Below are 12,810 nucleotides of genomic sequence, written 5' to 3'. Positions count from 1 at the left end.
TGCTGCATTTTCTTCGACGAACCGGGACCCACTTCGTCGGAAAATGCTCTAGAACGTGCCGAACTTGTAGTTCACGCCGGCCCGGATGACCGCGAAGTCGTCGCCGAGGGTGCGGCGGTCGGGCGTGCGCAGGAAGAGATCGCCGGTCTGCGTGTTGACGGCGAGCAGGGCGAGGCCCTTGTTCCGCTCGACGTTCACGTAGAGCCCTTCGAGCTTGAGGGTCACCGCGGAGGCGCCGAACACGTTCAGGAAGGACGAGGTCGGCAGGGCGTACTCGACGCCGCCGCCGGCCGTCCAGCCGGTCCGCATCTGCGCGTTGTCGGTGGCACCGCCGAAGCGGTTGTCGCTGCCGCCGCCGTAGGCGTAGCCGCCGGTGGCGTAGACCAGGGTGCGGTCGAAGGCGTAGCCGGCGCGGCCGCGCACCGTGCCGAAATACTCCATTCCGGCGGTCGCCCGCGGGTCGAAGAACACGACGTTCGGGTTCAACGCCGTGTTGGCGCCCGCGATCACGCCCGAGCGCCGACGTCCGGAGGCGAGATACTGCGCGTCGGCCTCGACGCCGACCACGAAGCCGCTCCCGGGGGTGAACTGGTAGTTCGCCCCGACCTGCAGGCCGCCGGTGAAGCCGTTCTGGCCGCGGTTGTTGAAGCGGAAGCTGCCACCGGGCGTGCCGATGTCGGCGTCGTCGATCGCGAAAGCCGCGTTCCGGTTGCGGCTCTCGCCGGTGGTGAAGCCGTAGCCGGCATTGGCGCCGACGTAGAACCCCGTCCAGGTGAAGACCGGGACCGGCGCGACGACCGGCGGCACGGCACGGCGCGGCAGGTCCGCGGCGAACGCCGTGCTGGCCGTGAGCATCGCGCCTGCGGCCAACATGGTGAATAATTTCGACATTGAATTCCTCAACTTCTCAGCACTGCCCAAGTATCCCCGTGGACGTCCTCAGTCTATGGCGCGAGCGCAACAGCACCCTACAGCCCTGCCGTTTGGGACGTCGTGACCCTTTCTTGAGACGAAAATCGTCTCGCCGACGATCGCGGCGCGCCGATTCCGCAGAACCTTAGGGCATGAAGGCGGCTTGGCGCCGATGAGCCGCGGGCGCCCGGCGGGGGCGCCGCCGAGAGGGCGCGGCACCGCGAGGGGAAAGGCGGGCGGGGAAGGGCGGGGGATTGTCGGACGCGCTCTGGCGGGCCGGTCTCCCGGCGCAATCGACCGGACACGGGCGGGACGCGGTCCTGCGCCGTCCGGCCCGTTGGGGGCGCGCGGACGGCCTCGTCATTCAGGAACGGCAGGTGGCGGAGCGGAAGGCGAATCGCCCCGCTCCGGCCACCGGCCCATCACCCGTGCGGCCGTCCCGCCGGGATCCGTCCGTCACTCAGGCCACGAGTTCCGGTTTCGCTCCCTCGCAGTCAGGGACGGCGCGGCGGAACAGGGCGGCACAGCGCGACTCCCGGTGCACGCTGAGGATCGAGGCGCGGTCGATGTCCGGGTTCTCGGCGAGGATGCGCCGGACATCCTCCACCAACTGGCCGTAGCGGGCCGAATCGTATCCGCTCTCGAGCGGGCTCACCGCGATGTAGGCCTCGACGACCAAGATCTTCTCGGCCGTGTTCCGCGTCACCTCGGCGGCGATCCAGGCGGATTTCACGAGGCGGTTCGGCATGACCATGGCGCACCTCCATGTGCTGCGGCCGCTCTCCCGGCGGCCTGGTTCCTCGGCCCAAGACTGCGTCAACGCGCGTCATGTGGGAAGGGGGCACGGCACGATTTCGCCCTTTTTGAAGCTGGGCCAGGAGGGCCGCGACCACGTCCGGCCGGGGACGGGTCGCTCACTCATTTTACCTAGAGTTGAAAACACCGATCCACAGATCGTAGCTTCACGATCATCATTTTTTTACGCCTGAGCCCTCCAGTTGCGCCGGGAAGGTAGTCGAATGCATGCTTGGTTTTAGATCTTTGAAGCGTGATCGCGCGGGTTCCGTTGCGCTCATCGTGGCGGTCTGCTTCACGATGCTGACGATCGCCGCGGGCGCGGCGCTCGAGTTCGCCCGGTTCGAGAAGCGGCGGCAGGTTTTGCAGAATGCGGCCGATTCCGCCGCCCTCGCCGCCGCTGGCGAGCTGGGCGTGGCGGGCGCCGAGGCCTACATCAAGGGGCTGGCGGAGAGCACCGCCATCGACCTCGCCGATCCTCCGGACAAGAAGCTGATTTCCGCCACGGCCTCCGTCCTGACGGACCGTTCTCAAGTCGAAGTTCATCTCACCGAGCGTATGAAAATCCTCTTCGCGGATGCCCTGAAAATGGACTTTGCGACGATCACCGTAACCTCGGTGGCGGAGCGGTCCCGGTCGAAGCGCATATGCCTGCTGACGCTCGACGAGCGGCGCAGTAACACTTTACGGTTTCACCAGAACGCGACAGTCTCTGCGAGCGGGTGTGGATTGTTCGCCAATTCCGAAGGTCCGTCCAGCGTCAATATTGGGGTGGGCGTTGTGGTCGAGGCCGGGCTGATCTGCGCGCGCGGCGGCGTCGCCAACCACGGTCGCATGGTCAGAGGCGTCGTACAGAGTGGATGCCCAACCCTGCGTGATCCGTTGGCGTCACGGCGTGCGCCAAGGACTGGTCGATGCACGAAGGAACACCTGAAGATCGACGGGCTCTATACACCAGAGTATCACCTCACGCCAGGAGTCTACTGCGGAGGATTGAATATTTACAATGGTGCAAACGTCACGCTTGAGTCCGGAATTTACGTGATCAGAGACGGACCGCTGATCGTCACATTGCACGCGTCGATCACGGGGCAGAATGTCGGTTTCTACTTCGAAGGAAGCGGAGCCGGCATCTATTTCGGCCAGCATAGTACGATCGACTTATCGGCGCCGAAGGACGGCGAGATGAGCGGATTGCTGTTCTTCGAGGACCGTTCGCTCGGCTGGAGGCCCGAGGCCGCCATGGGTGGTGAGGATAAACCCCCTCCGCCCCCGCCGCCCGGATCGCCCCCGATGCGGCTCTACCGGATCCGCAGCGACAACGCCAGAAATCTCCTCGGCACGATCTACCTGCCCGTCGGACGATTGCTGATCCAATCCGACAAGCCGATCGCGGACCGATCGGCCTACACCATCATCGTTGCGCAGCAGGTCGACATCTACGATGGTCCTACGCTGTACTTGAACTCGGATTATTCCTCGACTGACATTCGGGTTCCGCAGGGCCTCGGCGACGCGATCAAGGCGCAGACCACACTCGTCCGGTAGGGTCTGTGTCGATCCTCGGCCGCCGCAACCTCATTCAGGGCATCGAGTTGATCCGGCAACGCCCCATAGCCGGAGACTTGTGCCCATGCCCAGATCGGACGCCGCGCCGCGACAGCAGCAGGACCAACAGGGGCCGGCTGACACCGAGCGGGGGCGGTCCCCGGATCCCTCCCCGCCCTCACGCCCGCTGGATCCCGCACAACAGCATTCCTCAGCCGGCGCGGCGATCGAACGCGCCACCGCCGTCCTCGGGAACGACGAGGCGCCGGAGGGCGATCGATGAGCGCATCCGACGAAGAAGCGCGCGAGGCGCGGACGGACCGGCCGGTGACGGCCCCTGACCTGGAAGGCATCGCCGCCGTGCCGAAGGACGGCGCGGACAAGCCCCGTCGACGAGACAGCAACCAGTCCGGCGCGAACGCCGCGGATCGCCAAGGCAACGAGGTCGATCCCGGGACCGGCTGACCTCTCGACGCCGCTGCGCCCCGACGCCATCTTGGCCCCGTGCGGGGCAAGGAGGACGGCATGGCGACGCGGGGCTTCACGGGACGGCGGCCGCCACGGCCGGTGGAGGAGCGTCTGCCGCCCGGGCAGTACCTGACCGAGGACTTCCCCGTCCTGCAGCTCGGGCCGACCCCGCGCATCGACCTCGCCCGCTGGAGCTTCACCCTCTGGCAGGGCCCGAAGCCGCTGAAGAGCTGGAATTGGGAGGCTTTCGAGGCGCTCCCGCGCTCGCGCTGGAGCGGCGACATCCACTGCGTGACGAAGTGGTCGAAGTTCGACACGGCGTGGGAAGGCGTGCTGGTGGACGATCTGCTCGCCGCTGCGGGGATCGGGGCCCCCACGGACTTCGTCCTGGCCGAGGGCTACGACGATTACACGACCAACGTGCCCTTCGCGGATCTCGCGGGGGGGCGGGCCATGGTGGCGACCCGCTACGACGGCGCGCCGATCGAACCCGACCACGGCGGACCGGCGCGGCTCCTGGTGCCGCACCTCTACTTCTGGAAGAGCGCCAAGTGGGTGAAGGGCCTGCGCTTCACGCAGAAGGACGAGGCGGGGTTCTGGGAATTGCGCGGCTACCACATGTACGGCGATCCGTGGCGCGAGCAGCGGTTCTCGGAGGAGTGAGGTGGCGCTCGCGTGGCAGGAGGCGGTCATCGCCGCGGTCTCGACCGAGACGCCGCGGGTCAAGCGCTTCACGCTCCGTCCCGACATCCCCTTCACCTTCCGGGCCGGACAGCACGTCGACGTGCGGCTCACCGCCCCCGACGGCTACCAGGCGCAGCGCAGCTACTCCATCGCCAGCGCCCCCGCACCTTCGGGCGCGTTCGATCTCCTGATCGAGCGGCTGGACGACGGCGAGGTCTCGGGCTTCTTCGCCGATATCGCCGCGCCCGGCGACCGCATCGAGCTGCGCGGACCGATCGGCGCCTTCGCGTGGCGACCGGAGGAGGGCGGTCCGCTGCTGCTCGTCGGCGGCGGGTCCGGCGTGGCGCCACTCCTCGCGATGGTTCGCCACCGCGCGGCCGCGGCCCCGGAGGTGCCCGCCCTGCTCGTCTACTCGGCCCGACGCCCCGAAGACGTCATCGCCCACGACGAGTTGCTCCGGCGGGACGCCGACGAGCCGGGCTTCGGCCTGATGCTCATCCTGACCCGCGTGCCCGACGGCCGGCGCCTCGACGCCGAACGGGTCGGCGCTGCGCTGGCCCGGCTCGGCCCGCCGGCCCGTTGCTTCGTGTGCGGCAGCAACGCCTTCGTGGGCGCCGCGAGCGGCCTGCTGCTCGATGCGGGGCTCGCACCCGGCCTGATCCGGACCGAGCGCTTCGGCGGCTGACCCGCGCGCTTGACGAGGGCGGCCGTTCCGCGCCAGGGCGGCGCCGTCGTTTCCCGCGCCGGAGAGCCCCGATGACGTCCGAGACGAAGCATGACCTCGTGGAGCGGCTCGCCGCCCGCCTCGGACCGGCCGGAATCCTCACGCAGGACAGCGACGTCGCCTCCTACGCGGTCGATTGGCGGCGCCTGTTCCCGGGCCGGCCGGCCTGCGTGGTGCGCCCCTCCAGCACGGCGGAGGTGGCGGACGCCGTCCGCATCTGCCGCGAGGCTGGGGCCGCGATCGTCCCCCAGGGCGGCAATACCGGGCTCGCGGGCGGCGCGGCCCCGGACGGATCGGGCCGGGAGGTCGTGCTCTCCCTCGGCCGCATGGCGGCGATCCGGGCCGTGGACCCGGTCGGTATGACCCTCACGGCCGAGGCCGGCTGCGTGCTCAAGACCGCGCAGGATGCCGCGGCCGCGGTGAACCGCGTGCTGCCGATCAGCTTCGCGGCCGAGGGCTCCGCGACCCTGGGCGGCGTCATCGCCACCAACGCGGGCGGGCTCAACGTGGTGCGCCACGGCATGACCCGCGCCAACGTGCTCGGGCTCGAGGTCGTCCTGGCGGATGGCAGCGTGGTCGAGGGGCTGCGGGCGCTGCGCAAGGACAATGCCGGTTACGACTGGAAGCAGCTCTTCGTGGGCTCCGAGGGCACGCTCGGGATCGTCACGGCGGCGGTCCTGCGGCTCGCCCCCCGGCCGCGCCACGTGGCGACGGCGCTCCTGGCGGTGCCGGATCCCGAGGCCGCCCTGCGGCTGTTCACCCTCGCCCAGGACGAACTCGGCGACGCGATCCAGGCCTTCGAGCTGATCTCCGGCCTGTCCCTCGACCTCGTCGCCCGCCACGGCGGGCCGCGCAACCCCCTCGGGGAGAGCCCGTGGTACGTCCTGGTCGAGGCGGCCTCCTCGCTGCCCGCCCTGCGCGAGGTGGCCGAGGCCGTGCTCGCGACCGCGCTCGAGCGGGAGGACGCGCGCGACGGCGTCCTCGCGGAATCGGGATCGCAGGCGGCGGGTCTCTGGGCCCTGCGCGAGGGAATCACCGAGGCCGAGGCCAAGGAGGGGCGGGGGGTCAAGCACGACGTCTCGGTGCCCATCGCGGCGATCCCCGCCTTCCTGGAGGCGGCCGGACGGGCGCTCGCCGCCCATCTGCCGGGCGCGCGCGCCAACGCCTTCGGCCACATGGGCGACGGCAACATCCACTACAACGTGCTCGCGGCGGGCGATCAGACCGGAGAGGCCGTCAACGCCGTGGTGCACGCGGTGGTAGAGTCCTTCGGCGGCAGTATCTCGGCCGAGCACGGCATCGGCCAGTACCGTGTGGCGGAACTGACCCGCCACCGCCGTCCCGAGGAGATCACCCTTGCCCGCCGCCTCAAGGCGGCCCTCGATCCGGAAGGACTCCTCAATCCCGGCAAGGTGCTGGCGCGCCCGGACGTCAGTTGACGGGCGGCTCGTCGAGGCGGAACGCGAAGGTCGCCGTGAACTCGTCGCGGTCGGCGAGGCCGGGCGCCGCGGAGGGCGACACGCTGTGGCGCGCCGTGATGAGCTGCGCGCCCGCCCGGCGAATCGGCACGGTCGCCACGCCCTCCGCGTCGGTCGTCACGTGGGGCGCCTCGGGCGTGTCGAGATCGGCGTTCCCCTCGCCGTAGAGCACCGCCGCGCCCGGGAGCGGCGCCCCGCGGAACAGGATCCGCACCCGGATCGCACCCGCCGTCGGCGAGGGGACCTCCAGCGGCACGATCTCCAGCGTGTGGCCGAGCACTGAGAGCCAGGGCGCCGCGGCGCCGAACGCCGCCTTGGCGAATCGGATCGCCCACCGGGCGTCGGCTGCATCCGGCGCGAGGCGCCGGCTGGTGTTGAGGCGCGTCCCGTCCCCGAGGGTCACCCAGAAGCCGCTGTCGTAGCGCGCGGCCACAAGGGTGCGCGCCGGCTTGGTCGGAAGGGCCGCGAGCAGCGCGGGAGGCACGTCGGGTGGGGACGGCTTCAGGCCCGCGCGCAGGCCGACACTCTCCTCGGCGGTGATCGCCTGGAGGTCGACGACCTTCTCGGCGGACGGGGCGAGCCGCTGCCGCGGGCTGCCGAAATTCACCCGGACCTGCGGACCGGTCTCGGGCGTGCTGAGGGTCAGCCAGAGGTCGTGGGCGCGGGCCGGCGCGCCGCTCAGCACGGCGGTCGCCATGGCGACCGCCGCCGTCAGCCGGCGCGGGCTGCGGATCCAGGACATCGGCCGTTCGCACTCCCTCTCGGCCCAGCGTATCGCCCGGCGAGAAGTGGGGCCTGCCCCCGGAAGATCAAGCGGCGGCGAGAACGAGGCATCCGCGCTCGCTGGCCGCGAGGCTACCACAGGATCGCAACGGCCACGCTGGAAAACACTCTCCCGATAGTCGCTCCGTGCGAAAACGCACGCAGCGCGCCGGACGATGCTTGGCTCTACCCGCGAGGTCTTGCCCGAAGCCCCGTCCTGAATCCAGAGTTACTGCGCATCGACAGGGGACGGTCGGTGCGACTCCCGGCCGGTGCGACGGTCTCTCCGGGGCGGAGGGAGCGTCGCCGCGCCAGGAGCAGCCGGGGGGCACCGAGATGCTGCTGTCGCAAGCGGAACTCTCCGACCTGATCGGCCGCATCTACGATTGCGGGCAGGACGCGGCTCTGTGGCCGGACACCCTGGCCCGCCTGATCGAAGCGCTCGGCGCCTCGGCCGGATGGATCGGCGTCCAGGATCCCGAGAGCCGCACGGGCCGGCTCGCCGTCGCGGTGGGTCTCTCGCCCGACCTTCGCGCGCGCTTCGGCGAGCATTATGTCGGGACCTGCCCGCTCTCCCTCGCCCTGGTCCTCACGAAGTCCGACGCGGTCCTGGGCCTGTCGGACATCGTCGACCGGGACGCCTTCCGGGACTCTTCCTTCTACCGGGATTGGTGCCTCCCGCAGCGGGTCGAGGACCTGATCGCCGGTCCCTTGAACCGCTCGTCCGCCGCCTGCGGCAGCCTCTCGGCCTCCTTCGACCGGCCCGCTTCCGCGGAGGCGCGGGACCTGATGACCCTGCTGCTGCCGCACGTGCGGCGCGCGGTCGAGACCGGCAACCTGCTCGCCGAGCAGAGCGGCGCCGCCGAGTGCCTCTCGGCCGCCCTCGACGCCCTGTCCCTCGGCGTGGTCCTCCTCGATGCAGGCGGGCGGGTGCTGCGCACCAACGCGGCCGCGGAGGCGATCCTGCGGGCGGGGGACGCCCTGCTGCGCCTCCCGGCCGGGACGCTCGCGGCCTGCGACCCCCGCTCCCAGGCCGCGCTCGACGCCGCACTGGCCAGCTGCCGTGAGGGCACGGCACGCCCCCCCGCGGCGCTGCCTTTCCCGTCCCGGCGGGGCGCCGCGCCGCGCAGCGGGCTCGTCGGGCAGGTGGTGCCCCTGCGCGCCGAGAGCTGCCCCGAGACCGGGCGCCGCGCCGTGGCCGCCCTGTTCGTGCAGGATCCCGAGCATCCCTGCATGGTGCCCGGCGAGGCGCTGGTGCGCCTCTACGGTCTGACCCAGGGCGAGCTGCGGGTGCTGCGAGGCCTGCTGCAGGACCTCACCCTCAGCGAGATCGCGGAGTGCCACGGCATCGGGGTCGCGACCGTGCGCACCCATCTCGCCCGGCTCTTCGACAAGACGGGCACCCGCCGCCAGGCCGAACTGCTGCGCGCCGTGATGGCGGCGGCCCCGGCAATCCGGCTGCCCGAGACGCGCGGCGCGGCGCCCGAGCGCTACGCGGCCGCGAACTGATCCGCCTCTCGTCGAGCAGATCCGGGTTCCGTCGGGCCGAGCGCTCCTGTCTCACGGTTTAGCTGCGGCGAGGGCGAGCGCGAGCAGGCGGTGGCGGGAGGCCGCATCGGTCGGGCAGCCCTCGGCGAGCCAGGCGGCCCTCGCGGCGGCGAGTCCCCGCCCCAGATCCGGGCCGGGTGTTACCCCGCGGGCGACGAGGAGGCCGCCGGTGACCGGCAGCACCGGCACGGGCTGCGCGCCGCCGACGAAGGCCGCGAGCGCCGCGCGGGCCTCCGGATCGATGATCGGCCGCGGTTCCCCCGCCAGGATCGCCACCGCATCCGCCACCGCCCGCAGGCCGTGCCGCGCCACCTGACGCCGCATCTCGGCGACGTCGATCGCAAGGATGCTGCCGTGCAGGGCCGCCGCCGCGGGCGCGTAGGCGGCGAGGCGCGCCTGCTCGGCCTTCGACAGACGCAGCACCTCCCGGAGCCGCTCCGCATCCGCCGCTGACAGGACCGCCAGCGCGGCGAGCCTGCGGACCGAATCGGGCGCCTCCTCGGCGGCGGCGAGCCGCGCGAGCCGGCCGAGATCGCCGATCCCGCCGAGGAGCCGCTGCAGCAGACCGGTCCAGGCGAGCACCGCCACCACCTCCGGCGCGCCGGGAGCCGCGAGGAGCTTCAGCACCTCGCCCCGGACGCGCTCGCGCGACAGGCCCGCGAGGTCGTCGCGGGCCGCGATCGCCGCGGCGAGGCCGTCCCGGTCGACGGGACCGCGACCGTAGCGGGCGTGGAAGCGGAAGAAGCGCAGCACCCGCAGGTAATCCTCCCGGATGCGCTGGGCCGGCGCGCCGATGAAGCGGACCCGCCCGGCCTCCAGGTCGGCGAGGCCCCCGACCGTGTCGTGCAAGCGTCCCGCCGGATCGGCCGAGAGGGCGTTGATGGTGAAGTCGCGGCGCTCCGCATCCCGCGCGAAGTCCCGGCCGAACCGCACCACGGCGTGGCGCCCATCCGTCTCGACGTCCTCGCGCAGGGTCGTGACCTCGACGGGCTCGCCGCCCGCCACCACCGTGACCGTGCCGTGGTCGATCCCTGTCGGCACGGTCTTCAGGCCGGCCGCCGCTGCGCGGGCCATCACCGCTTCGGGGAGGAGGGTGGTGGCGAGATCGATATCGGCGACGTGCCGGCCCAGCAGAGCGTCGCGCACGGCCCCGCCCACCACGCGGGTCTCCTCGCCCGGCGCCGCGAGGGCGTCGAGGACGCGGCGCAGGCTCGGCCGCGCCAGCAGCGCCGCGAGGTCCCCGGTCCCGATCACCGGAAGCGCCCCGGAACCACCTGCCCGTTCTCGATGTGGGTCGGCACGAAGCCTTCCCCGTGCCGCTCCGCGAAAACGCCGGCGGCGAGGAGCGAGGCCACGACCAGCAGGGCTCCCGCGAGCGCGAGCCGCAAAGCCTGGTCGCTCCAGTGGATCCAGACCAGCGGGCTGCGCCGCCGCAGCACGAGGTAGAGCCCGAACGCCACGAAGGGCAGCAGGAACAGGATCAGGTCGTCGGCGATCGTGCGGATCATCGGGGCACGAGCGCCGGAGCATCGGCCCGGGCGAGCCGATCGGAGAGGTTGCGCACGATCCCCGCCGTGACGCCCCAGATGTAGCGTTCGCCGAACGGGATGGCGTAGTAGCGCCGCTGGCGCCCGCGCCACTCCCGGCTGTGCAAGGCGTGGTTGGCGAGGTCGAGGAGGAAGGCCAGCGGGACCTCGAAGGCGTCCGCCACCTCGGCCGGGTTGAGGGTGAGGGGCGCGTCCGGGTCGACGAGGCCCACCACCGGCGTCACCAGGAACCCCGTCCCCGACAGGTAGGGATCGAGGTAGCCGAGCGGGCGCACGCGGCGGCGGTCGAGGCCGATCTCCTCCTCGGCCTCGCGCAGGGCCGCCGCCAGAGGGGAGGGGTCGGCCGCGTCGATCTTGCCGCCCGGAAAGGCGATCTGCCCGGAATGGTCGCGCAGATGCGCCGCCCGCTGCGTGAACAGCACGGTGACGGAATCGGGCCGGGCCAGGACCGGCACCAGCACGGCCGCGAGGCGGGGCGGGCGGGAGAGCGCCGCACCGAGCACGTCGGGTTCGAGGTCGTGGTCCCCGCGCGGGTTCGAGGTCGGGTCGAGGGGGCCGGGGGGCTCGCGCCGCAGGCCCGACTCGGCCCGCGCCAGGAACGCGTCGAGGGCGCTCACGACAGGTCCGAGGCCGGCAGGATGGGGTGGAAGCGCCCGCCCGCCGCGAGCCCGAACCAGCGCGCGCCGTCGACCTCCCGCTCCTCGCACAGCTCCACGAGGTCGTAGACGAGGGCGCGGGTGACGAGCGCCCAGAGGCCGTGGCGGACATGGAGGTAGGGCTTGAACCCGCCCTCGGCGTCCCGCTCGAAGCGCAGGCCGTGCTCCGCGTCGACCGGGACGAGGTCGTCGACATTGGTCCGGAAGGCGAGGCTGCGCCCGTCGCCCTCGCCTTCGACCGCCATCTCGACGGCGAGGAAGGGGGCATCCTCGACCTCGATCCCCACGCGCTCGACCGGCGTCACGAGGACGATGCGGCCGTCGGGATCGCGCCGCAGGATCGACGCGAACAGGCGCACCAGGGCCGGCCGGCCGATCGGGCTGCCGTTGTAGTGCCACGTGCCGTCGGCGGCGATCCGCATCGGGATCTCGCCGCAATAATCCGGGTTCCAGCGCTCCACCGGCGGCGGCCCGCGGCGGCTGCCCTCCGGTCCGAGAGCGGCGGCGAGGCGTTCGAGGGGGCCGGCGGAGGGACCGGACTGCGCGTTCGTCATGGGGCGAAGATAGGCGAGGCGTGATGTTTGTGAACGGCCTCAGGCGGCCTGATCCGGCCGCCGCCGCAGGATCTTCCACACGCCGCTGCAACTCGCCGCGATTCCGTCCCCGCCCCGCAGGTCGCCGCGCAGGAACACGAGGGTCCCGGTGCGCCGGATGACCTCCGGCACCAGCGTCACGACCTCGCCCATGCGGACGCCCGCGACGAACTGCATGTCGAACTGCACGGTGACGCAGTTCGCGCCCTCGGCCGCCCCCATGGCGGCGATGCCGAGCGCGCGGTCCGCGAAGGTCATCAGCATGCCGCCCTGCACGACGCCGATCAGGTTGGCGTGCTTGGGCTCGGCCCGGAACGCGAAGCTGCGGCGGCCGTCCGCCTCGCGCTGGAAGATCGGCCCGACCAGATCGACGAAGCCGGGATCGGTGAAGGGGTGCCAGCCGTCGGCGGGAGAAAGGTCGGTCATCGTGCGGGACTGGTTCTGTCTCGAGGTGGGTCGCGAGCGTCCGGGATCGCTCGTGAGAGCGAACAGACCGTCCGCGGTTCGGTCCCGCCTCACGACAGAAGTTTGTCCCAAGCCTGTCGCCCGTGCAGGACCCGAACGACAAGTATGCCGGCGGCGTCCTCAATGTAGATAATCATGTGCGATCCATAAGGATGGATTCGAACAGGCGGACGAAATTCTTGTCTCAGTCGAGCAATGAACGGATTTGCGGCGATGATCTGGAATGTTCGAAACAAACCGTCTTGATATCGCTCTGCCTGTTCAATCCCGAACAACTGAACTCCCTCGAGATACATGATCTCGATGTCGAGGTCGGCCCGCTTCGTCCTCCGGACGGTCATGGGGTCAGCGTCGTCGACAGTCTCCGCCGTGCGCGTTGACGGACCTCGTCCTCCGAGAGGTCGCTGATCCCGCTGTCGATGCCCTCGGTGACGGAAAGCTGCAATAGTTCCAGTCTGTTGAGGCGCTCCTGATCCCGCCGGATCAGGTCGCGCACGTAGTCACTCGCATTGCTGTAGCGCCCAGTCCGGGCCTGTGCCTCGACCCAGTCCTTCATCTGATCGGGCAGCGACACGTTCATGGTTGCCATGGGAACCTCGAGTGCCCATCCTGGCAAAGTCTGTCAATTCT

Annotated in this window: 16 protein-coding genes; 6 read left to right on the top strand and 10 right to left on the bottom strand. The window is 71.2% G+C overall.

The features are described 5' to 3' along the window. Window positions 1–48 precede the first annotated feature (48 nt). Both ACW9J6_RS05330 and ACW9J6_RS05325 read right to left on the bottom strand, forming a co-directional pair. Window positions 49–873: an outer membrane protein gene (locus tag ACW9J6_RS05330; RefSeq protein ID WP_457115404.1), complete on the bottom strand. Its 825-nt coding sequence runs from the start codon at window positions 871–873 to the stop codon at window positions 49–51. Between the two features lie 499 nt (window positions 874–1,372). Beyond that, the gene (locus ACW9J6_RS05325; RefSeq protein ID WP_457115403.1) at window positions 1,373–1,666 is read right to left on the bottom strand and encodes a hypothetical protein; all 294 of its coding nucleotides are present in this window, start codon (window positions 1,664–1,666) and stop codon (window positions 1,373–1,375) included. 269 nt (window positions 1,667–1,935) lie between these two features. On the opposite strand from ACW9J6_RS05325, the gene ACW9J6_RS05320 reads away from it, so the two are divergent. The 5 genes from ACW9J6_RS05320 to ACW9J6_RS05300 all read left to right on the top strand — a co-directional run bounded on the left by ACW9J6_RS05320 (window position 1,936) and on the right by ACW9J6_RS05300 (window position 6,570). Then, on the top strand, window positions 1,936–3,255 hold the full coding sequence (locus tag ACW9J6_RS05320) for a TadE/TadG family type IV pilus assembly protein (protein WP_457115402.1): 1,320 nt from the start codon (window positions 1,936–1,938) through the stop codon (window positions 3,253–3,255). Between the two features lie 279 nt (window positions 3,256–3,534). Continuing rightward, window positions 3,535–3,720 (top strand): hypothetical protein, encoded by a 186-nt coding sequence (locus ACW9J6_RS05315; RefSeq protein ID WP_457115401.1) that lies wholly within the window; start codon window positions 3,535–3,537, stop codon window positions 3,718–3,720. Between the two features lie 60 nt (window positions 3,721–3,780). Beyond that, the gene (locus ACW9J6_RS05310) at window positions 3,781–4,386 is read left to right on the top strand and encodes a sulfite oxidase-like oxidoreductase (RefSeq protein ID WP_457115400.1); all 606 of its coding nucleotides are present in this window, start codon (window positions 3,781–3,783) and stop codon (window positions 4,384–4,386) included. Window position 4,387: 1 nt separating this feature from the next. Further along, the gene (locus ACW9J6_RS05305) at window positions 4,388–5,092 is read left to right on the top strand and encodes a ferredoxin reductase (protein ID WP_457115399.1); all 705 of its coding nucleotides are present in this window, start codon (window positions 4,388–4,390) and stop codon (window positions 5,090–5,092) included. A gap of 71 nt (window positions 5,093–5,163) precedes the next feature. Next, a complete protein-coding gene (locus tag ACW9J6_RS05300) occupies window positions 5,164–6,570 on the top strand; it encodes an FAD-binding oxidoreductase (RefSeq protein ID WP_457115398.1) in 1,407 nt (468 codons plus the stop codon). On the opposite strand, the gene ACW9J6_RS05295 is transcribed toward ACW9J6_RS05300, so the two are convergent. Further along, window positions 6,563–7,351, bottom strand: a complete 789-nt coding sequence (locus tag ACW9J6_RS05295) for a DUF4198 domain-containing protein (RefSeq protein WP_457115397.1) — start codon at window positions 7,349–7,351, stop codon at window positions 6,563–6,565. The two genes, ACW9J6_RS05300 and ACW9J6_RS05295, sit on opposite strands and share 8 nt — an antisense overlap. A 356-nt stretch (window positions 7,352–7,707) precedes the next feature. Here ACW9J6_RS05295 and ACW9J6_RS05290 point away from each other — a divergent pair, with 356 nt between their 5' ends. Beyond that, window positions 7,708–8,880: a helix-turn-helix transcriptional regulator gene (locus tag ACW9J6_RS05290; protein ID WP_457115396.1), complete on the top strand. Its 1,173-nt coding sequence runs from the start codon at window positions 7,708–7,710 to the stop codon at window positions 8,878–8,880. 51 nt (window positions 8,881–8,931) lie between these two features. On the opposite strand, the gene ACW9J6_RS05285 is transcribed toward ACW9J6_RS05290, so the two are convergent. The 7 genes from ACW9J6_RS05285 to ACW9J6_RS05255 form a co-directional block, all read right to left on the bottom strand. Beyond that, complete coding sequence (locus ACW9J6_RS05285) at window positions 8,932–10,173, bottom strand: CCA tRNA nucleotidyltransferase (RefSeq protein ID WP_457115395.1); 1,242 nt, start codon at window positions 10,171–10,173, stop codon at window positions 8,932–8,934. Beyond that, window positions 10,170–10,427, bottom strand: a complete 258-nt coding sequence (locus ACW9J6_RS05280; protein ID WP_457115394.1) for a DUF6111 family protein — start codon at window positions 10,425–10,427, stop codon at window positions 10,170–10,172. The genes ACW9J6_RS05285 and ACW9J6_RS05280 overlap by 4 nt, the downstream gene beginning before the upstream one ends. Continuing rightward, complete coding sequence (locus tag ACW9J6_RS05275; RefSeq protein WP_457115393.1) at window positions 10,424–11,083, bottom strand: CoA pyrophosphatase; 660 nt, start codon at window positions 11,081–11,083, stop codon at window positions 10,424–10,426. Before ACW9J6_RS05275 ends, ACW9J6_RS05280 begins: the two co-directional genes overlap by 4 nt. Then, the gene (locus tag ACW9J6_RS05270) at window positions 11,080–11,676 is read right to left on the bottom strand and encodes a DUF1285 domain-containing protein (protein WP_457115392.1); all 597 of its coding nucleotides are present in this window, start codon (window positions 11,674–11,676) and stop codon (window positions 11,080–11,082) included. Before ACW9J6_RS05270 ends, ACW9J6_RS05275 begins: the two co-directional genes overlap by 4 nt. Before the next feature lie 39 nt (window positions 11,677–11,715). After that, entirely contained in the window at window positions 11,716–12,141 is a 426-nt protein-coding gene (locus ACW9J6_RS05265; RefSeq protein WP_457115391.1) for a PaaI family thioesterase, read from the bottom strand. An 89-nt stretch (window positions 12,142–12,230) separates the two neighbouring features. Then, a complete protein-coding gene (locus ACW9J6_RS05260; protein ID WP_457115390.1) occupies window positions 12,231–12,521 on the bottom strand; it encodes a type II toxin-antitoxin system RelE/ParE family toxin in 291 nt (96 codons plus the stop codon). Further along, window positions 12,518–12,769 carry a type II toxin-antitoxin system ParD family antitoxin gene (locus ACW9J6_RS05255; protein WP_457115389.1) on the bottom strand — a complete coding sequence of 84 codons (252 nt, stop codon included), beginning with the start codon at window positions 12,767–12,769 and terminating at the stop codon, window positions 12,518–12,520. Before ACW9J6_RS05255 ends, ACW9J6_RS05260 begins: the two co-directional genes overlap by 4 nt. Window positions 12,770–12,810 lie beyond the last annotated feature (41 nt).

The sequence above is a fragment of the Methylobacterium sp. JK268 genome, assembly GCF_054052225.1.
Note: the sequence above shows the minus strand (reverse complement) of the source record. Positions and strands in the feature narration are given on the sequence as shown.